The 20,918-nt window shown below is 63.2% G+C and carries 15 protein-coding genes and 1 tRNA gene; 8 read left to right on the forward strand and 8 right to left on the reverse strand.

What is annotated here, in order from left to right:
• Positions 1–40 precede the first annotated feature (40 nt).
• The 4 genes from JQ597_RS00260 to JQ597_RS00275 all read right to left on the reverse strand — a co-directional run bounded on the left by JQ597_RS00260 (position 41) and on the right by JQ597_RS00275 (position 10,144).
• Positions 41–886, reverse strand: a complete 846-nt coding sequence (locus tag JQ597_RS00260) for a phosphatase PAP2 family protein (RefSeq protein ID WP_212261575.1) — start codon at positions 884–886, stop codon at positions 41–43.
• 1 nt (position 887) lies between these two features.
• Positions 888–2,630 carry an ArnT family glycosyltransferase gene (locus tag JQ597_RS00265; protein WP_212261578.1) on the reverse strand — a complete coding sequence of 581 codons (1,743 nt, stop codon included), beginning with the start codon at positions 2,628–2,630 and terminating at the stop codon, positions 888–890.
• A 96-nt stretch (positions 2,631–2,726) separates the two neighbouring features.
• The gene (gene pbpC / locus JQ597_RS00270) at positions 2,727–4,829 is read right to left on the reverse strand and encodes a penicillin-binding protein 1C (RefSeq protein WP_502754089.1); all 2,103 of its coding nucleotides are present in this window, start codon (positions 4,827–4,829) and stop codon (positions 2,727–2,729) included.
• Between the two features lie 107 nt (positions 4,830–4,936).
• The gene (locus JQ597_RS00275; RefSeq protein WP_212261581.1) at positions 4,937–10,144 is read right to left on the reverse strand and encodes an alpha-2-macroglobulin family protein; all 5,208 of its coding nucleotides are present in this window, start codon (positions 10,142–10,144) and stop codon (positions 4,937–4,939) included.
• 291 nt (positions 10,145–10,435) lie between these two features.
• On the opposite strand from JQ597_RS00275, the gene JQ597_RS00280 reads away from it, so the two are divergent.
• Positions 10,436–10,512: transfer RNA gene (locus JQ597_RS00280), tRNA-Arg, on the forward strand.
• A gap of 195 nt (positions 10,513–10,707) precedes the next feature.
• On the opposite strand, the gene JQ597_RS00285 is transcribed toward JQ597_RS00280, so the two are convergent.
• From JQ597_RS00285 to JQ597_RS00295, 3 genes are all read right to left on the reverse strand, one after another.
• Complete coding sequence (locus JQ597_RS00285) at positions 10,708–10,953, reverse strand: hypothetical protein (protein WP_212261584.1); 246 nt, start codon at positions 10,951–10,953, stop codon at positions 10,708–10,710.
• Positions 10,954–11,157: 204 nt separating this feature from the next.
• Positions 11,158–11,340: a Trm112 family protein gene (locus tag JQ597_RS00290; protein ID WP_312011001.1), complete on the reverse strand. Its 183-nt coding sequence runs from the start codon at positions 11,338–11,340 to the stop codon at positions 11,158–11,160.
• A 285-nt stretch (positions 11,341–11,625) separates the two neighbouring features.
• Complete coding sequence (locus tag JQ597_RS00295; RefSeq protein WP_212261587.1) at positions 11,626–12,063, reverse strand: hypothetical protein; 438 nt, start codon at positions 12,061–12,063, stop codon at positions 11,626–11,628.
• Positions 12,064–13,698: 1,635 nt separating this feature from the next.
• Here JQ597_RS00295 and JQ597_RS00300 point away from each other — a divergent pair.
• The 3 genes from JQ597_RS00300 to dctP all read left to right on the forward strand — a co-directional run bounded on the left by JQ597_RS00300 (position 13,699) and on the right by dctP (position 16,106).
• Positions 13,699–13,923, forward strand: coding sequence for a hypothetical protein (locus tag JQ597_RS00300; RefSeq protein ID WP_212261590.1), 225 nt, complete (start codon positions 13,699–13,701; stop codon positions 13,921–13,923).
• A gap of 260 nt (positions 13,924–14,183) precedes the next feature.
• A complete protein-coding gene (locus JQ597_RS00305) occupies positions 14,184–14,543 on the forward strand; it encodes a DUF6481 family protein (protein ID WP_212261593.1) in 360 nt (119 codons plus the stop codon).
• A 540-nt stretch (positions 14,544–15,083) separates the two neighbouring features.
• Complete coding sequence (gene dctP, locus JQ597_RS00310) at positions 15,084–16,106, forward strand: TRAP transporter substrate-binding protein DctP (protein ID WP_212261596.1); 1,023 nt, start codon at positions 15,084–15,086, stop codon at positions 16,104–16,106.
• Positions 16,107–16,116: 10 nt separating this feature from the next.
• Here the strand turns inward: dctP and JQ597_RS00315 are convergent, their stop codons facing one another.
• Positions 16,117–16,815 (reverse strand): GntR family transcriptional regulator, encoded by a 699-nt coding sequence (locus JQ597_RS00315; protein WP_212261599.1) that lies wholly within the window; start codon positions 16,813–16,815, stop codon positions 16,117–16,119.
• A 188-nt stretch (positions 16,816–17,003) separates the two neighbouring features.
• Here JQ597_RS00315 and JQ597_RS00320 point away from each other — a divergent pair, with 188 nt between their 5' ends.
• The 4 genes from JQ597_RS00320 (at position 17,004) to JQ597_RS00335 (ending at position 20,917) form a co-directional block, all read left to right on the forward strand.
• A complete protein-coding gene (locus tag JQ597_RS00320) occupies positions 17,004–17,627 on the forward strand; it encodes a TRAP transporter small permease (protein ID WP_212261602.1) in 624 nt (207 codons plus the stop codon).
• The gene (locus tag JQ597_RS00325) at positions 17,627–18,892 is read left to right on the forward strand and encodes a TRAP transporter large permease (RefSeq protein WP_212261605.1); all 1,266 of its coding nucleotides are present in this window, start codon (positions 17,627–17,629) and stop codon (positions 18,890–18,892) included. Before JQ597_RS00320 ends, JQ597_RS00325 begins: the two co-directional genes overlap by 1 nt.
• Before the next feature lie 26 nt (positions 18,893–18,918).
• Entirely contained in the window at positions 18,919–19,914 is a 996-nt protein-coding gene (locus tag JQ597_RS00330) for a TRAP transporter substrate-binding protein (RefSeq protein WP_212261608.1), read from the forward strand.
• 76 nt (positions 19,915–19,990) lie between these two features.
• Positions 19,991–20,917 carry a dihydrodipicolinate synthase family protein gene (locus JQ597_RS00335; RefSeq protein WP_212261611.1) on the forward strand — a complete coding sequence of 309 codons (927 nt, stop codon included), beginning with the start codon at positions 19,991–19,993 and terminating at the stop codon, positions 20,915–20,917.
• The last annotated feature ends 1 nt before the right edge of the window (position 20,918 follow it).

Raw genomic sequence — 20,918 nt, forward strand, 5'->3', positions numbered from 1 at the left:
GACCGGAACCGGTTCCGTCAGGCCTGCGCGGCGTCCGCTTTTATGGGGCGAATGCGCCCCGGGCAACCCTTTTGAGGCGTCCCGAGGAAGGCCCTACCAGCGGCAGAATTGTGCCGTCGCGGTGGATCGCAAAGCCGAGCCGCCGCGCTGCGAACCAGTAGCGCACGAACATCGCGCCGATGATGCCGACCAGCGCGCCCGCAACCACGTCGCTGGGATGATGGGCCAGCAACACCAGACGGGTTGCGCAGATGACGAGGGCGTAGACGAACATCGTGATCCGCGCCTGCGGCCACAACGCCGACACGGCAAAGGCCAGCGCGAAAGCGCAGGTCGCATGGCCCGAGGGGAAGCTTGAATAGGCCCCCGTTCCCGCAAAGTGCGAGAAATGGAACACATTGCCTTCGCCGCCGACAAACGGCCGGCCGCGTCCGACGCTCCATTTTATTACTTCGGTAATCAGCGCGGACACCATCACCGCGCAGAACAAAAACTGTAAACGCGTGCCGAGACCGAGCAACAGGGAGCGCTGAATACCACTGAACGCGGGTGCTGCTATCGCAACCAAGATCAACAGCGCGCCCAGCGCCGCCAGCACATATTCATCCTTGCCGAAATCGGTGACAATGCGCATCCACCACAGCGAGGGCGTACCCCGCTTCGGCATCTGGCCGATCTCCCAGGCATCGAGCACGAACATCAACGCGATGATGGCGGCGCCAAGGCCGGCCGACAGCAGCAACGCGTGACGCGCCGCCCGGCGGCCCGCCTCGGCCCGCCGCGAGTGCGACGGCGTCCGCGCGAGCTGGGTCAGCGAGCGCCACCCCAGCACCACAAAGCGCGAAAGATAGTTTTGGGATTCGGCGATGACGGTCGGCGCTGGCATCTTATTCTGTGCCTTCGGAGCGGAAGATTGCGATTGAAACCGCCTTGCCCTGCGAGATGTTATAACCCTCGACACGCGTCGCCACGTTATAGCGCAGCCCGATTGCTTCGGCGCGCTGGACAAAACCGCGCTCCGAGCGCGATTCCACCAACGCAAAGCGGCAGGTGCCCTGCCCCAGGAAATCGGCAGCGCCTGATCCGTCGGTCAACAGCGTACTGGTTCCGGTCATGAAGACGAGACTGGGCTCATGGAAGCCGGCAGCCGCGGCCTTCGGCCCGACGCAGACGACGTTGCGCAGCGCGCGCGCGATGCCTGCGCTTGGAAACAGCGTCGTCAGCGACGGTAACACGATGCCATAGACGGCGATTGCCAGGCACATCGCTGCAATCACGGCATGCAACAGCGAGCGCTCGGCGCGGCTTTCCTCGAACAGCCACCAGGCGATCAGGCCGAAGATCATCGCCGCCGCCAGCACCGGCCAGGCCGGAAAGACCGGCTGATGCGTCAGCTTGATCGCCGCGACAATCGCGATCACGGCCGTAATCGCGGGGATCGCAAACCACCAGGCCGCGCCGCGCCTCAGCCAGGAGCGCGACAGCACGCGGCGCTCGAGAGCGCCGACGGTCAGGATGGCGATGGCCGGATAGAGCGGCAGCACGTAGTGCGGAAGCTTGGTCATCACCAGCTCGAACACGATCCACGACGGCACCAGCCAGGCCAGCAGATACTGCGCGCCGGGCTCGCGCCGGGCCCGCCATACCGCCGGAGCCGCCATCCCCGCCAGCGGCGCTCCGGGCCAGAACGTGACCCAGAACAGCAGCAGATACAGGCCGGGCGGCGCGCCATGGGACTCCTGTGCGGCGAGCTTGCTCAGCATGTCGCCGCCGAGCGAATTGGTGAAGAACGCATCGCCCGCGCGCCAGAAAATCGCGACGAACCACGGCAGCACCAGCACCAGCGTCCACATCAGGCCCCAGACCGGGCGCATGCGCCACAGCCAGACCGCCGAGCGGTCGAGGATCGCCAGCGCCGCGATGGTCAATCCCACGAACATCAGGATCAGCGGGCCCTTGAGCAGGATGCCGCCGGCCAGCGCGGTCCAGAAAATCGCGGGCGAACTCCACGGCGGCCGCGCCGGATCCTCGCCGCGCTGCCAGGACAGGTAGACCCGCGCCATCGCCCCCATCGCGGCGGTGACTGACAGCAGCAGCATCGCATCGGTCTTGGCGAGCCGCGCTTCGGCGCCAAGCAAGACGCAGCTGCACATCATCAACGCCGCCAGCGCGGCGCCGCTCCGGGTCACGAAGGCGAGCGCCGTCCAATAGGTCAGCAGGACCGCGCCGATCGCGCCAATAAGCGAGGGAAGGCGATAGAGCCAGATGCGCAATTCCGCCCGCGGCAGGCCGAGCTTCGAGGCGGTTTCGACCACGGCGGCCTGCATCCAGTAAATGCCGACGGGCTTCTTGTAGCGGACGTCATCCTGAAAGCGGATGTCAACGTATTCGTCGCTTTCGACCATCTGCTTGGTCGCCTGCGCAAACCGCGCCTCGTCGCGGTCGATGGCCGGAATCGAGAAGAAACCGGGCACGAAAAGCACGATGGCGCACAGCGTCAGGAAGATGATCGCGCGGAAATGGCTGGCTGTGGCGAAGTCAAACGCGGCGAGCAGCCTGCGGCTGGAATTCGCAGGTTTCACAGACTGTTGGCCTGCTCCAAATCGCCGGGGTTGCACGGTTTCAACCATCTTGTTCGCATACGATGAAATCGCACTGCAAACAACACCGCAGTTCCCGCTATCCGGCGGTGTTCCCGGCCCCCTGATCGGTCAAATTGTACCTGTTTATTGCACCCGGATCACCACGGTGTCGGCGGCGCCGGTCGCGTCGATGACCGTGAGGCGTGCAAAGCCCGGTCCGGGCGGCTCGACCAGGCGTTGACGCCGGCTGCCGATCTCGCCGACCGCGATACCGTTCACCAGCATGGTCAGCGGCAACACGCCGCCGGCGACCTTGACCGGCATCGCCGAGAATTGCCCGTCGTTGGAACGGTCGACGTCGATCCGTGAACCGTTCAGCGGAAACTGGATGCGCGGCGCCTGATCGCTGCCGGTGCCGACCAGTTCGCCAATGGGGCGGAAGCGCCGCAGCGGCACCGGAAGCTTGGCGTTACCAGCGATCAGCGCGCCCTTGGGCGGTTTCAGCAATGGCGCAAAGGTTTTTCCGGTGCGCGCGAAGGCGTCGAACAGGATCGGCGCGGCGGCGGTACGGCCGACCAGCCCGGCCACCGGCGCGCCGTCGGGACGCCCGACCCATACGCCGATGGTCATGCGGCCGTCGAAACCGACCGACCAGGCGTCGCGATAGCCGTAGCTGGTGCCGGTCTTGAAGGCGATCCGGTTGTGCACGCCGTTTTCCGGCGGCGGCGTGCCGATCAGGACGTTGCCGACCTGCCAGGCCGCGGCCTGATCCATCAGCCGCATCGGGTCGCGCTCGTCCTTGGCGATCATTATTTCGCGCAAGGGCTTTGTGGTGCCGAGCCGCGCCAGCCCCGCATAGAGTTGCGCCAGATCCTGCAGGGTAACGCCGACGCCGCCGAGGCCCATGGCAAGGCCCGGCGCTTCGTCTTTCGGCAGCACCAGATTGCCGCCGGCCTGCTTCAGCCGCGACGACAGCCGGCTTGAGCCGACGCGGTCGAGCAGCGCGATCGCCGGCACGTTCAGTGACAGTTGCAGCGCCTTGCGCACGGGCACCGTGCCCTGAAACGTCATGTCGAAATTTTCGGGCGCGTAGGAGCCGAACCGGATCGGACGATCGTCGATCAGGCTCTCCGGATGCACAAAGCCGTCTTCGAAGGCGAGACCGTAGATGAAGGGCTTTAGCGTCGATCCCGGCGAGCGCACCGCGCGGGTCATGTCGACCTGCCCGGCGCGCCGCTCGTCGAAATAATCCGACGAGCCGACCCGCGCCAGCACGTCGCCGCTTTCATTGTCGACCGCGATCATCGCTACCGAAATGTTCGGCCCCTGCGCAATCGCGCGGTCGCGCGCCAGCGCTTCAAGGGTCTTCTGCAGGCCTGCATCCAGCGTCAGCTTGATGACCGGCGTATCCTTCACCGTCGCCATCGACTGGTCGGAGGAATGCGGCGCCAATATCGGCATCGGCTTGCGCAGCCGCGGCACGGAGACAGCCTTGGCCTGAACCGAATCCTCTTCGGTTACGCGCTGCTCGTTCACCATGCGTTCGAGCACGCGATCGCGCGCGGCGCGGGCGACCTCGGGATGGCGGTCGAGGCGGCGGGTCTCCGGCGATTGCGGCAGCGCCACCAAGAGCGCCGCTTCCGCCAGCGAGAGCCGCTTCGGCTCCTTGCCGAAATAGGCGATCGAAGCGGCGCGCACGCCCTCCAGATTGCCGCCGAACGGCGCCAGCGCCAGATAGAGATCGAGGATCTGATCCTTGTTCAATTGCCGCTCGATCTGGATCGCGCGCACCATCTGGCGCAGCTTGGCGTAGACCGAGCGCTCCCGCCGCGGCTCCATCAGCCGCGCCAATTGCATCGTAATCGTCGAACCACCGGAGACGATGTGGCCGCGCGTCATCAGCTGAAGTGCGGCACGGCCGAGCGCCAGCGGATCGACGCCGCGATGCGAGTGGAAGCGGCGATCTTCGTACGCCAGCAGCAGCTTGAGGTAGCCAGGATCGACGCCGGTTTTGGCATCGACCGGCAGCCGCCAGCGGCCGTCGGCCATCGCATAGGCCCGCAGCAATTTGCCGTTGCGGTCGACGATCGAGGTCGAGACCTTGCGCGCCTGCTCCAGCGGCAGCGGGCCGAGCGAGGCAACCCAGCCGGCGAACGCGCCGGAGATGGCGAGAAGTACGACAGCCATTGCTGCCGCGAAGCGAACGATGCGTCGCTTTCCAGCACCGTCATGGTCCCGGCCATCCACGTCTTGCTTTGTATCAACAAAAGTCGTGGATGCCCGGGACATCTGCGCGAAGACGCGCTTCGCGCCTTTGCCCGGGCATGACGACTTCTGCTGGTTCGCGGGCGCACTCATTTGGCCGGACGCACCTCCACGGTGCCGGTGCCGGTGCGGCCATAGCGCGAGGGATTGTACATGTCCTCGACATAGGCCTGCGGCAGCACGTATTTGCCGGGGGAAACCGCGCGCACGACATAGGCGACGGTGAACACCGCCGTATCGTCGCTCGCGCGATCGATGGCCGCGGTGAAGCGGTCATCGCGGAACTCGGTATTCTCCGGCTCCTCGCCGTCCTCGATCCAGTCCAGTGTGTTTTTGTCGCCGGAAGACACCAGCCGCGGGTTGTCGATCTCAAGGCCGGCCGGGAGATAGTCGGATACCATGATGTGCCCGTATTCCGGCTTGGCCTCGGTGATCTTCAGCACCACGGCGAAACGATCGTTCTGCTTGGCCTTGCTGATATCGGCGGGCTTGCCGTCGAGCGTGAAGTAATTGCGCTCGATCTTGAAGCCGTTCGAGGCGGCCGGCTCCGGCGTGACCGGCGAACCCGAGACCGACACCACCGCCTGCACCGGTGCATCGCCGGTGTTGGTGATCTTGACCGGCCTGCCTGCCATCTGCTCCGCCTTGTAGCTGCGATAAGCCGCCGTCTTGATCGGCGAACCATCGATATCGAGCGCCATCGTCTCCTTCGACAGCGCGCGCGAGGCCAACACCAGCCAGGCGTTTTCCTGCGTCGAGGTGTAGGGCGTCAGTCCCCGCGCCACTTCGACCCGCTGCACCGCCTGCGTCAGCGTCGCCCGCGGGGCATTGCCTTCGCTGGCGAGCGAGACCAAAGCTGCGGCATCGCGTAAAGCGCTGCCATAGTCGACCCGGCCGAACTCGATCACGGGCTTTGGCGCGAGCGCGTCGAGCGCTGCGCCATAGACGCGTTCCGCCCTCGCCTTGTCGCCGACCAACGCCAGCGCCGCCGCCAATTGCGACTTCGCAATCGGCGTCGCCAGATTGCTCAGCTTGGTGTCGGCGAGGTAGCGCAGGTCGCCGATCGGGGCGGCGCCATTGCGTGCCAGCACGTAGAGGCCGTAGGCCAGATCGCGGCCGCCGTCCTTTTCGGGCTCGTTGGCGTTGACCACCGAGTTGCGGATGCGGTCGAGCGCGCTCTTGAACAGCACATCCGGCACCGCAAAGCCCTTTTCACGGGCGCGGGTCAGGAAGTCAGTCACATAGGCGTCGAGCCAGGCATCGTCGCCGCCCGCCGACCAAAGGCCGAACGAGCCGTTCGAGCCCTGACGTGCCAGCAGCCGCTCGATCGCGTCCTTGATGCGCTGATCGACCGCGGTGTCCATCGCCAGATGGGCGCCTGCCGCAAGGTCGTTGACGTAGAGCAGCGGCATCGCGCGGCTGGTGATCTGTTCGGAACAGCCGTGCGGATAGCGATCCAGCGCCTTCAGGATGGTCGCCGCATCGAGTGCGGTGGACAGGCTGACGGAGAGCGACACGCTGCCCGTTCCCGACACCAGATCGGTAAACATGTCCGAGGTCAGCGTCAGGCTCTCGCCCTTGGCCAGGGTGCGGATCGAGCGGCGCGCAAGGACCTGCGTCGCCGCCTTGACGTCGAGCGCATAGTGCCGCGCCAGCGCCAGGCCGTTCGGCCCCTTGATATCGACGTCGAGATTGGCGGTGCCGGCGCCGCCGGCGTCGATCGCCAGCGACATCGAGGTCCGCTGCTTGGCGGCGAGTTTCACAGTCGTCGCGGCATTGCCGGTTACCTTTACGGGCCCCGTCGTTTTGACGTTAATCGTATAGTCGCCGGGTGCACCTTCAACGTTGTCGAGATCAAAGCTCATGGTGCCGCGGTCGCCATTGAGCAGGAAGCGCGGCAATGTTGCCGTCAGCACCACGGGATCGCGCACGGTGACGTCGATGGTGGCGCGGCCAAGCCTTGTCGCGCTCCAGGCCACCGCCATGACACGCGCGGTGCCGGCGAACTCCGGAATGTCGAAGCTGATCTCGGCGGACCCGTCAGGGCCGACCGTGACGATGCCGGAATAAAGCGCGAGCGGTTTCTGGGTGGGCGGGCTGCCCTGCAGCTCGGCGCCGGCACCGTCACCGCCGGTCTTGAGCTGGCCGCGGGTACCCTGCATGCCGTCGATCAATTGCCCATAGAGGTCGCGGATCTCGGACGTGAGGCGGCGTTGGCCGAGATAGAAATCATCCGGCGCCGGCGGCTTGTAATTGGTCAGGTTCAGAATGCCGACATCCACCGCGGCGACCACGATCTTGGCGTCTTCGCCGGGGTTGAGCCCGCCGAGTTTGACCGGAATCTTCAGCGCGGTGCCGGGGCGGACCAGCGGCGGCGGCGAGAGCGCCACCTGCAGCGTGCGGGCCTTCTTGTCGATGCCGAACCATTTCAGGCCGATTGCCCGTCCGGGCATCCGCAGCGCCGCGGCGTCGAGCGGACGGCGCAACGTCGCCAGCACATAGGCGCCGGTACCCCAATCCTTGCCGACTGATAGCTTGACCTGCTGGGTACCTTCCTTGACGTCCACGGTCTGGGTGGTGAGCAGGCGGTCGCCCAGGACGTTGATGGTCAGCTTGCCGGCCGTGCGGGCGTTGACCGACACCACCATGGTATCGCCGGACGCATATTCCGGCTTGTCGATCGAGGTTTCGAGGAGATCGGGGGTGTCGGCGCTGCCGTCCGAATACCAGCCGACGTCGAACTGGACCGAGGTGACCGGCCCGTCGGCCTCTGATGATTTGACGTCGAGGCGATAGCGGCCGGGCTGCGGCGCCAGCGACACCCGCGCCGCCTTGTCGGCTGACAGAGTCAGGTCGCCATCGGCGACGCGGCTGGTCGATTTGACCGGCTCATACTCCCAGGACGAGTTCTGCCGGTACCACTGGTAGCGGGATTCCATCTTCAGGAGCTCGTAACGCAAGCCATCGCGCGGCAATTGCTTGCCATCGGGAGCGACGAACACCACGTCGAATTCGGCCTTGTCGCCCTCGGCGACGCTCTTGTCGCCAAACAGCGGCTTGATGCCGATCAGGGGCGTGGCAGGCGCCACGGGGAGTACCAGCTTGCGCTCGACGGCGCGGCCACCGGCCTCCGCCATCCGGACGAAGATTTGCGCCTCCTGCGGGCGGGTCGAAGTTGGCGCCTTGGCCAGCGAGACCGGGAACGTCGCCACGCCGTTGGCGTCGGCCTCCGGCAGGTTCTCGATCGGGGTACGCTCGTTGCTGGCGGTCTCCTCGTCGGCGACGCCGAACTGGTAGCCGGGATAGCCCGGCCGCCCGGAGGCTGCCGAGGTGACCAGCATGTCGCCTTCGAGCTGCAGGCCGGAAGCCGGCGCACCGTAAAGGAAACGGCCATCGACCTTAAGTTCAACTGGAACTTCAGCTTTGATCATTTTCTCCTTGCTGGAGATGTTGAATTCGATCCGCTCGGGGATGTAGTCCTCGACCATGAAGGTGGTCTCGCCGACCGCCGATCCCTTGGGGTCCGTGAAGGCGCGTACCCGCCAGGTCCCGGTCGGGACCGCGGAATTGAGCGGCACCACCATGCTGCGGCCGCCCGCGCCCTGATCGGGTAGCACGGCACGGCGGAATTCGACGCCATCCGGACGCTCGATGACGAGGGTGAGCGGCCCGCCGGCCATGGCGTTGCCCTGCCCGTCGCGCAGCAGCGCGGTCAAGTAGACGGTTTCGGTGGAGCGGTAGACGCCGCGCTCGGCATAGACGAAGGCATCGGCGCCCGCCGGCACCACCCGACCGGACACGCCGCGGTCGGTGAGGTCGAACGCGTTGGTTTTGAGGCTGAGGAAAGCGTAGTCCGACTTTTCGCTCATGACCGTCAACAAGGCCGGCGACAGCCCGCCCTCGCCGCGCGCCAATCCAGCCTCGAACAGCACGTGGCCGGAATCGTCGGTCTTGCGGGTCGCCAGGATCTCGTTGTTGCGCGCGATCAGCCGCACCTCGGCCTTGCCGACCGCCTCGGTGGATGCCAGCGAATTGACGAAGACGTGGATACCGTCATTGCCTGAAAACGCCGACAGGCCCATGTCGGAGACGATGAACCACTGCGTCGCCAGCCGGCCGTCATCATCGCTGCCGGGGCCTTTGGCTGACGCCGTCATCACATAGACCCCCGGCTGCAGGTCGCCGAGCGCCTGGTCAACCGGGAAAGCGGTAATGACGTCCTGGTTGAGCGTGGTGGCGGTGGCGAGTTCGCCGGTCCAGACCTTGACGCCCTTCTCGTCGCCGAGATCGCCGAGCTGGTAGGTCGACAGCGTCTTCTGGAAGTCGCTGTCGATCACAGTATTAATCAGGTTGCGGTCGCCGATCCGGAACACGTTGACGTTCACCGCAGGCGTATTGACGCTGACCAGCGGGATGCCGCGCTGGCCGGTACGCGGCAGCACATAGGCGCGGCCGGTAAAGCGCACGAACGGCTTGCGGTCGCGGACATAGATGTTGAATTCGGCCGATTTCGGCAGGGTTTCCTTGACCGTGGACGGCAGGCCGGCACGCAGATTGATGTTGTAGCGCTCGCCGTGCTTCAGGCCGTCGACGCAAAGCTGCTTGCCTTCGGCCGACAGCGCCGGCTTGTCGGTGCCGGCCAGCGCCAGAAACGGCGCAAAATCGACCCGTTTTGCCAGATCTTCAGAGAACTGGAAGCACGCCCGCGGTGACGCGCCGTCGGAGTCCACGGTGTAATCCAAAAGACGAAAACCGTGTTGGTCGCGCATCTTCTCATATTGGCCGCGCACCTCGGCGACCTCGCGCATGTCCAGCGACAGCCGCAGCGCATCCAGCGCCGGGCGCCAGAGCTTGCGGTCGGACATCGCCCGGCCCAGCACAGCCAGCGCATCGGCTTCCTCGGCGGCGTTGCCGGCGCGCTGATAGGCGATGTAGGCCGCGGTCGAGGCGCGCTCGAGCAGGAAGGTCTGTTCGCTCGAACTTGCGGAACGGATCTGGAAGATGGTCTTGGCGAGTTTGAGCCAGTTGGCACTGTCTTCGGGCGTGGTGCCCGCGATCTGTCCGAGGATTTGCAGGCCGGTTCGGAAGTCGGCACGCTTGAAGGCGGTATCCGCATCGGTCCGCAGCGTCGCGCTGGATTTGGAAACCGGCCCGGCCTCGCTCTTGATCTGGGCCTCCAGCTTGACCGCGGAATCGGCAAGGTCGTCGCGTTTGAAGGCTTTATCTGCTGCCTGCGCTGCGACCAGGCCAAGCGCCAGCGTGGCGCAAACGACTGTGGCGCGAACCAAACCGATCATGATGGAGCTCCTTGGGCGGACGACCGCCTCGTAACGAACGAAAAGTGCGCGAAAAGGTGACGGACTGATGGCGATGGAAGAGGCTTGCGAAAAAGTCGCATGCGGCATGGCTCTGGCAGTCCAAGGTCCCGGACCGCACCGGCGAGGGTTGCCGGCGCAGCATTGATTGATAGGCGGACCGATGGCAATGGTTCGCCGTCTGGCTTTGTCGCAGCCGGAAGGAAATCGGTTCGGAACGGACTTGGCTCCGAAGCGGATTTTTCATATTGGCAGTGCTAGAAAGACTCCGACGGTCCCATAGCTCAACTGGATAGAGTAACGGATTTCTACTCCGTGGGTTGCAGGTTCGAATCCTGCTGGGATCGCCAATATTTTCAATCGGATAGCTGGTTTGTTCTCGAAAAAGCCGTGTCGCATTCTGTATTGAAGAGAACTCTTGGCTTTCATGGTTGTCGCTCGCCCGGTAACGGACCGAGCAGTCGCGGCTCGACATTCGCTGGTCCGGCGAGCGCAAAGATGGCTTCGCGTGGCACCATAAGAAAGAGGCCGCCAACTGAGATGACCTACGGATCGATAATCCCGGTGCCATCGTCTTCAAGGCGGAACGTACCTCGGCAAGCCATATGATATTTTCGCCCTACAACTGGCATCTCATCTTCCTTGCTGAACGACGACACGTTCACCACAAGTCGCTTTACCAGAACCTCTTTGAACCCATCCGGCTCCTCTAAAATCACCCGCCAAGTCCACTCGCCGTTGGGCGATTCAGCGGCCATCGTATTGTAGCGGTAGCGGATGAGATCGGTCATTGATTGCAGGAGGTCCGATTAGAGCCGTACCGCAGCGCCAAGGCTCAGGACGTAGAGGATGACCACAACCGCCAGCATGGCGAGTACCAGGTCAAAGCGGGACAATCTGAGACGCGACTTTTCCATGGCCGCTCGTCTAGCAATATGGAGCTGATGAATCAAACGGACGCTGTGTGAGACGGGATCTTTGGTAGACGAAAGACTTCAATCCAGCTTTCGCGCTTCTGCCGGCAGCATGATCGGGATGCCGTCCCGGATCGAGTATGCGAGGTGTGCCGAACGGGAGATCAGTTCCTGTTTTACCTCGTCAAACTCCAGCGGCCCCTTGGTCAGGGGACATACCAACAATTCAAGCAATTTGGGTGAGATCTTGCGAGGCTCGGCCATGGCCATCTCATAGACCGGGACTTCAATCATTTCAATTCAGACTGTCCGGGCGCGTCGCCGATGATGCTTCAGTAAAGGACGCCGGAGGATGGGCGACACTGGTTGCCGAAGCGCGCAGAACGGGCGCGCCTCAATAGCGGTACGCGCGCCCTCACCAGCCGCTCACACTCGGAAAGCTCCGACTGCTGGCGCATCTATTACGGTGATGTTCAGGTCGGCACGATAGCGGTTCAGTCAAGGTTGCCGGGTCAAGGCTAAGCGTGGCTATCCGCGGTCGGCAAATTGTTAAGGAGTTGTCGGGATCAGAGCGAGTGGATTGAATATGCAGAACAGGATCGTGGCGAGGAACATGCTGCAAATCATCCCGATCTCGATGATCGACGATCGATATCGCAACGGCGCCGGAATATACACGGGGCTCGCTACGTCGTTTGCACCCATCTTTACCAGCGCTTGGCGGTAGCCTTTCCACGATCTTACGTTCTCGATGATGATTAGGGCACTCATCACGGCGATGGCGATGACAAGAAAGTTGGAGAACGTTTCGTAGATCTGGGAATTGCCGCCTCTTTTGCTGGCATCCGCTTGAAGACTGATCCAGATCGTCCCTCCCACAACGGCCGAGAAGAGCCGTATAAATTGATTGAATGATTCGTATATTTTCTGACTACGATCCGCTATTTGTTTGGTGAGAAATTCGTAGTGCTTATCTTCGGAAACCATTGTGCCCTCCAGATCCGTAATTGATAAATCAACCCTTTGGTGGTCGGTCTTCAATACCTGATTTGCAGCAGAATATGGAGTCAGGTTGTGTATGCGATACGCCACAACCAACGACCGTTGCAGCCGTCGTGGAGAGAGTTCAGCCCGCCAGACAGGCCGCGGCTCCAGCGAATTCAGGCGCCTCGCGATGTGCGGTGGCTCGTTGCTGTTCCCAGCCCAAGCTGCAGGACGATTTGCCTATCCGTTCGGGCCGCGCTTCAATAGCGCCATGCACGTCCCGCGGCCCTCCCGACAGGCTCGCGGCTCAGCGGCCTAGCCGGTGCGTAGTATGTTCGCTGATACCACTTGAGTGGCAAACCGATTGCGTCTCCGGCGGCTATTGACGCGTGAAGCACTTCCGGTTCGCGACCTTATTTCCGATGCGAGGTGTAATCCAAAGTCAGCGCAACGCTGGTTCGAGCCGATCGAGACCCTGTGGCGTCACGATCGATATCGCGGTTACACCACGTTCAGAGGCGCATATGACGCACCCGCAGCCAGCGGTTCGTCATCAGATGTTTCCCGTGGCGACATAGGTGCTACCAGCGCCGTAGCGATAAGGCGGTACGGCGGGCGGTACCGACACCATGTACATACGGGCTTTCGATGGAACCGCGTGGGACAATTGGGACTCGTTCACCCTGACCACGCTGCCGAACCATGCGCCGGTGACCACGATCAGCAATCAATCCTTGCATATCAATGAATGGAGTGAGATCGGCAACTGCTGTCCTATTCCGACGCCGACGGACATACCGCAACCGCCTACCAGTTCTGGGATGGTGGCGCAGGCGCCAGCAGCAGTTACTTCTGGACGCCTGCGAATTCCCACTGGGCCGCCGGTATCGCAATCGACGTTAGCGTCGCCGATCTCGACGATGTCTGGCTTCGTGGTGGCGCTGGCACCGGCACGGAAACCATGTATGCACGCAGTTTCGATGGAATCGACTGGAGCGCGTGGCACGCGTTTGTGCTCACGACCATCGTCTAGACCGGCATCGAAGGTAGCTTAGCGTAGGCTCGCGCCTACGTTCGGATTCGCGTGCAGACCGGTTCCCTCGCTACACGAATCGATGCAGATTTGGCGTGCGTCAGCCTCCTGCAGGTGGTCCAGACAAACGCCATCCGGCTGCACTGCCAATCCGGCCCGAGCGCGGCGCTGGACACCGGCTCCGGATACGCCAGTCCGGTCGCGACGCCGCCCGCGACGCAGGCGAACAAAACGATCGCTGCGGCGAGAACGACATTTTTAGGGGTGCACCAATTCGGGATCATGGCGGTCGCTCCTTTCAGGAACTGCCGCAACATAGGCTCGCGCCGGCCGTCCTTATGTGATCGAATTCACAGTGTTTCGGCTTTCAGGGTGCGACCGATTGCAGTTCCGTGCCCAAACAGGGCGGCGCTACCGATCGTATCGGGTTCCCTCTCCTGACATCCGACCGCGCCACAACCTGTGCGCTACCTGCCGGATCAATTCTGCAACACTCGCACGCCAAGATGCGCGGCAGGGCCATAAGTCCCGCAAATCCGTTGCGCGCCTGCGGAGGTTGATCAACACTGTTGGTTCGGGGAAAGTACGTGTGCGGGGGGCGTGCCATGAGTAAGCAGGAAACGGGCTACGACTACGATCGCTATCGAAAACTACTGGCCGAAGCGACCGACGATGCCAAGCGGCTCGAACTCATCGATCTCATGATCAAGGAGGGAGCCCGCGACAGGCTGGAAGCCCAGCGGACATCCGATCGCGTGGCGATGACGGCCGTGACAGTTGCGAAAATTCTCGGCCCGGGCGGCCGCCGCGACCAATTCAGGGTCGATTAGAACAGCCACTGCCTGGCTGCTCGGAACCGGTTTCAGCCGGCGCTTGCTGTTGCTTGTGTCGAGGCGCACGCCATCGGCGATCCGGCCAGGGCCGCCGCCAGCGCGCTCACCGGCATCGGACGACCAACCGGGCCGTTCACGGAAATCTCCCTGTTTGCCCCCTTCGGCGCTGGCATTTTGTCGCCGGTTCACCTACTGAAGCGCAAACCGCCAATCCCCTGCGTTTCACAACCAATCAAGAAAACGACAAGGCCCCTTTTATGAGTGGATTCAAGGAACCCAGCTTCGCCGACCGCCAGAAGGCCGCCCAGCAAGCGAGACAGAACATCCTGAACAAGTTCAAGGCCCAACCCGGCCCTGACGATCCGGAGGTGAAGCAGCGTCAGGTCGAGCGCGAAGCGCAGGCGGCCGCCCGCGCCAAGGCCAAGGAAGCCCGCGAAGCTGCCAAGGCCGAAGCCAAGGCGCGCGAGGAAGAAGCTGCGGCCGCGGCTGCCGCCCAGCTCGCCCGCGAAAAGGAAGAAGAGGCCGCCAGACAGGCAGCCCTCGAGGCCGAAGCGAAGGCCAAGCGCGATGCACGCTACGCGGCCCGCAAGAGCGGCGGCAAAGGCAAGAAGAAGTAACGCGCTCGTTCGGGCGCGGGCATCCGCGCCGGAAATCGCAAGACTCCGCTCGGGCGAGCCCGATTGAAAAAACAAACGACGGCTTGGCTATTGTTCATGCCGTCTTTCACCATCCCTCCGTCGTTTCATGGCGTCCGTCTTCATCATGCCCTGTCCTTCCTCGTGGCACTCCTGGACGTGTTGAACAGCGAGTCGTTCTTCCTGGGTCGTCCCTGCGCTTATTGTCCTGGATGGCGGCAGGCGCGACGTCACAAGGATACGCGTCATTACCGGCCATAGCGGATAATTGAAGCAGGCCAGCGCACGCGCCCCGAGAAACGGAGGCGGACGCATGTTTGACGAGTCTTCCGCTAAAACCCTCCCCTCCTTACGTGTGCACTGCGGCAGACCTTGAAGTCTGGCTCTGGAATCAGCCACTGCTGCCTTGAGCGACAGGCTGGCTCGAACGATCAGAACAGAGAATCTTCGCACGCAGCCGGTTAAACTGCGCTCAGCGCCGGCTTGGACACGCCAATCGGGAATGGAATTCAGGGGAGAACCATGCTCACACGCCGCCATGTTCTCGGATCCGCGCTCGCCGCGCCTGCTATCCTTCGCTTCGGCACGGGCACCGCACACGCCGCAACGAGGCTGAAGATTTCGCATCAGTTTCCGGGCGGCACCATCGACAAGGGCGATTTCCGCGACCGCCTGTGCCGTACGTTCGCGCAGGAAGTCGCCAAGCGCAGCGGCGGCGAGATCGCGGCCGAGGTCTATCCGAACTCCTCGCTGATCAAGACCAACGCGCAATTCTCGGCGATGCGCAAAGGTGAGCTCGATCTAAGCCTCTATCCCCTTCCCTATGCCGGCGGCGAATTGCCGGAAACCAATATCGGCCTGATGCCCGGACTGGTTTCGACCTACGATCAGGGCTTGCGCTGGAAAACGCACCCCGTCGGCAAGACGCTGACCGATTTCCTGGCCGACAAGGGCATCATCTTGCTGAGCTGGGTCTGGCAGGCCGGCGGCGTCGCCAGCCGTTCCAGGCCGATCGTCGCTCCGGAAGACGCCAAGGGCCTCAAGGTTCGCGGCGGTTCGCGCGAGATGGACATGGTGCTGCTGACCGCGGGCGCAGCGGTGCTCTCGGTACCGTCCAACGAACTCTATGCGGCGATGCAGAGCGGCGCCTGCGATGCCGGAATTACCTCCTCCACCAGCCTGATCTCGTTCCGTCTGGAGGAGGTCGCAAAATCGCTGACCTCGGGCGCGGGCGCATCCTACTGGTTCATGCTGGAGCCATTGTTGATGTCGAAGCCGAGCTTCGACAAGCTGCCGAAGAACCAGCAGGACATCATTCGCGCGGTCGGCGCCGACCTCGAAGCCTTCGCCAAGAAGGGTGCACAGGACGACGATATCGAAGTCGCCAAGGTCTATGAGAAGGCCGGCGCCAAAGTCAGCGCGCTCGATGCGGCAACCGTCGCCAAGTGGCGCGACATCGCGCGCGATACCGCGTGGAAAGACTACAGTGCCGCGACGGCGACGTCGGCCAATCTGCTGAAGCTTGCAAGCGACGTCGCCGCCTGATGCGTTCGCACTACTCGCCTGCCCGCGTTCCGCGCTTGGAACGAACTGCGATCGAGCCGCCGCCGACGACGTGCAACAGATCCGCTCTCACGGATTCGATATGCTGCTCCAGAAACCCGCACGCCTCTTCGATTTGCTGTGCCCGACACAGCGCGATCAGATGGGCGTGCTCCTTTTCAGCGATCCCCATCGCCTTGGTGTTGGATAGTTGCAGGCGCGTGTAGCGGTCGCTGGTTTGCAGCAGCGCCACGACGATCGCCTTGGTCCGGGGCTGGCGTGCCTGCGCGTAGAGCGCCATGTGAAATTCGGCGTTGAGCTGACCCCATTCGCTGACGTTGCGCGCCTTGATCGCCTTCTCGAAGCGCTTCTGGATATCGTCCAATCCGTCGAGGTCCCTGGCGGCAAAGCAAGGTGCGGATTGCGCCAGCAGCCGCGGCTCCAGGATCCGGCGCAGATCAAACACGTCGTTGATTTCGTCGAGCGACAGTTCCGAAACGATCGCCCCCTTTTGCGGGACGATCCGTACCAGGCCTTCGGCCTCGAGCTGAAACAGCGCTTCACGAACCGGAATGCGGCTCACGCCATAAGCATCGCCCAGCGCGTCCTGCCGCAGTTGGGATCCCGCCGGATAGGTCCCGTCGAGAATCGATTGCCTGAGCTGGTCGACGATCGCGGCCGACAAGGTCCGGTGCTTTAGCGGGACTTTCATTTGATCTTCCGTCTTCATCGCCGGCCCCTCCAGTCGAGGTGGTCTTGTTTCGCACGTTGAAGTGGTCCGCCCCAGCACAAAGCCGGTGGGAGGCCCACGATTGGCCTGCAATCTCCATTGACAGCAAGAATGTATAAATTATACATTTTGCGAATGCACGGCAAATTTCGCGGGCTGCGGGGCTCCCCATGATCGAACAAACGGCTTCCGATGCGCCGGCGTTCAGCGCCCGCAGCTTCGTGGTCAGGGCCTCCGGCGCCCTGCTCGCATGCGAGCGCCTTGCCCTGATGGGCTTGATGTATCTGCTGACGGCCCTGATCCTGGTGAACGTCGTCACCCGCTATTCGCATTTTCCGATCTACTGGATCGATGAATCGGCCGTCTATTGCGTGGTCTGGCTGACGTTTATCGGCGCCTCCGCGATGACCCGGCTGAGACTCGATTTCGCCGTCACCATGCTGACCGAACGGCTTTCGGCGCGAGCCCAGAAGCTTGCCAAGGTGATCGCAACCGGCATGGTCGTGGTGTTCGGCGTGTCGCTGATCGCCACCTGCTGGCTCTGGATGGACCCGGTTGGCCTCGCCCGCGCCGGCTTCGACGCCCGCAAATTTGCCGGCGAGACCTTCAACTTCCTCTACACCGAGCGCACCCAGACGCTCAATTGGCCGACCTGGGTGGTGTATCTGACGCTGCCGATCTTTGCCGTGTCGATCACGATCCACGGCATCGCCAATCTGCTCGAGGACCTCGATCTCATGCCACGAACGGCCTTGAAGGGCTTCCAGCTCTCCGAGCTCGACGGGGTCAACTGATGATCACCTCGGCCGCCTTCATGGTGATCATGCTGGTCGGCGTGCCGATCGGTCTTTGTCTCTGCCTTGCCGGCTTTGTTTACATCATCGCGTCGGGCAATCCGGTGCTGTTTCAATCCTATCCGCTGCAATTGTTCGGCGGCGTCGACAGTTACGGACTGATCGCGATACCGCTGTTCATCCTGATCGGCGAGATCATGAATGGCGGCGGCATTACCCGGCGCATCGTCGACATGGCGATGGCGTTTGTCGGCTCGCTGAAGGGCGGGCTGGCCTACGTCAACATCCTCGCCAACATGTTCATCTCCTCCATCCTCGGTTCGGCGACCGCGCAGGTCGCGATCATGGCGCAGATCATGGTCCCGGAAATGGAGAAGAAGGGTTACGACAGGACCTTTGCGGCGGGCCTGACCGCCTATGGCGGCATGCTCGGGCCGATCATTCCGCCATCCGTGATGTTCGTCGTCTACAGCGTGCTGGCGCAGGTCTCGGTCAGCGACATGCTGATCGCCGGCATCGTGCCCGGCGTGATCCTCACGGTGATGTTCTGTCTCGTCATTGCGCTGATGGGCTACGTCTACAACTACCCGCGCGCCGAATATCAGACGCCACGGCAGCGCGTGGCGACGATCCTGCGCACCTGTCCGACACTGCTGATTCCGATCGTCATCGTCGGCTCGATCCTTGGCGGGCTTGCCAACGCGACGGAGTCGGCGGCCGTCGGCGCGGTCGCGGCGGCCCTGATCGGAAAATACTGGACCAGGGAGTTCGAATTCTCGCAGCTGCCGCAGATGATGCTGCGCTCCGGCATCTATTCGGCCATCGTGCTGTTTCTGGTGGCGGCCGCCGCCGTGTTCTCCTGGGTGCTGATCTTTGGCAAGGTGCCGCAGGAAACCGCGGCGTGGATCCAGTCGGTGGCCAAGGATCCGGTCAGCTTCATGCTGCTTTGCAACGTCATCCTGCTGGTGATCGGCACGGTGATTGACGGAATTCCCGGCCTGATCATGACGGTGCCGATCCTGCTGCCGGTCGCCACCGAAATCTATCACATCGATCCCCGGCATTTCGGCGTGGTGGTGGTGATCAATCTGGTGCTCGGCCTGCTGTCACCTCCAGTGGGCCTTTGCTTCTTCGTCGCCGCCGCCGTTACCGGCGCCAAGCCGGGAAAGATGTTCATCGTGACGCTGCCTTTTTTCGGGATCTCCTGCGTCCTGCTGGTGCTGCTCTCGCTCTATCCCTCCCTGTCCCTCGTCCTCATCAAGTGAATCGCCCAACTCAAAGGAGCCTTGCCATGTCCATTTCACGTCGTCGATTTCTTGGCCGATTTCTTGCCGCCAGCGCGGCCGTGCCGTTGTTCGCGCCCTCGCTCGCGCTGGCCCAGGCCAAGGAGTTTCGCCTCGGCCTCATCACGCCCAACGGGCACTCCTGGAACAAGGCCGCCCTCAAGCTCGGCGAAGACCTGAAGGCCGCCACCAATGGCCGCCTGACCATGACCGTGTTTCACTCCGGGCAGCTCGGCAACGAGCCGGCCATGATGCAGCAGCTGCAATCCGGCGCGCTCGACATGGGCTTCATCCAGGCCGCCGAACTCGGTTCGCGCGTGCCGCACATCGCCGCGATCAATGCGCCCTACATCGTGCGTTCGACGCCATCGGTGGCCAAGTTCGTCCGCCATCCCGCGGCGGTCAAACTGTTCGACGTGCTGCCGCAGGAAACCGGGACGATCGGTCTGGGCTGGGGCATCACCGGCATGCGCGCGATCTTCTCGGCCAAGGACCTGACTGGTCTGGCCGATATCAAAGGCATGAAGCTGCGCATCAATCCGACGCCGGTCTATCGCGACTTCTATTCTTCGCTGGGTGCTGCGCCGACACCGATCCCGACGCCGCAGGTGTTCGACGCCATGTCGAACGGCCAGGTCGATGGCCTCGAGGCCGACCTGGAGTTCTCCTGGAATCAGCGCTTCGACAAGGTCGCCAAGGTCATCCTGCAGATGAACGCCGTCTTCATGCCGATGGCAGCCGTCGTCTCCGGCCGCGTGTGGCAGTCGCTACCGGCAGCCGACAAGGAGCTGATCGCCAAGTCCGTCAAGTCGACGCTCGACGCCCAGATCGACGAACTCGCCGGCAACGAGCCCAAGCTGATCGAGAATTTTCGCAACGCACCGATTCCGATCCGGCAGGTTGCGACGGCGGATACCGAGGCTGTCATCGCGGAGTTCGACAAGATCTGGCTGCCCAAGGCGCCGGTTCTCGCCGAGCTGCGCAAGGTCGGCGCGACGCTCTGACCTTCTCCATCGTTCTTCCAGTCAAATCCCGGCGGATTCAAAGAATCCGCCGGAAAAATCCCATCGGAGCGAAACAATGAGCCCACGCATTTCCTGGGAAGGCGTCTTCCCGGCCGTTACCACCCAATTCCATGACGATCTGTCACTCGACATCAACGCCACGGCCAAGGTGATGGACGGCCTGATCCGCGACGGCGTCTCCGGACTGATCATCTGCGGCTCGGTCGGCGAAAACACCTCGCTCGAGCGCAAGGAAAAAATCGCCATCATGGAGGCGGCAAAGTCGGTCGCCGCCGGCCGCGTTCCTGTGTTGTGCGGCATCGCCGAGTTCACGACGGCCTTTGCGGTGGAAACCGCCAGGGAAGCCGCGCGGGTCGGGATCGACGGCATCATGGTGATGCCGGCGCTGGTCTATTCGTCCAAGCCGCACGAGACCGCCGCGCACTTCCGATCTGTCGCAACGGCGACCGATCTGCCTGTCATGCTCTACAACAACCCGCCGATCTACAAGAACGACGTGACACCGGATATTCTCGCCACGCTCGCCGACGTCGAGACGGTGGTGTGCTTCAAGGATTCCTCCGGCGACACCAGGCGTTTCATCGACACCCGCAACATGGTCGGCGATCGCTTCGTGCTGTTTGCAGGGCTCGACGACGTCATCGTCGAGAGCGTGGCCATGGGCGCGGTCGGCTGGGTATCCGGCATGTCGAATGCCTTCCCGCGCGAAGGGGAAACCTTGTTCCGCCTCGCCAAGGCCGGACGCTACGCCGAAGCGATGCCGCTCTACGAATGGTTCATGCCGCTGCTGCATCTCGATGCCCGTCCGGACCTCGTCCAGTGCATCAAGCTTTGCGAGCACATCATTGGCCGCGGTACTGCGCTGACCCGTCCGCCGCGGCTGGCCCTGCTGCCGCACGAAAAGGCGGAGGTCGAAGCCATCATGGCGAAGGCGCTGAAGAACCGGCCGATGCTGCCGAACGTCGGATTGAAGGCCGCCTAAG

Origin of the sequence: Bradyrhizobium sp. AUGA SZCCT0177 (assembly GCF_018130125.1) — a bacterium.
GTDB lineage: Bacteria > Pseudomonadota > Alphaproteobacteria > Rhizobiales > Xanthobacteraceae > Bradyrhizobium.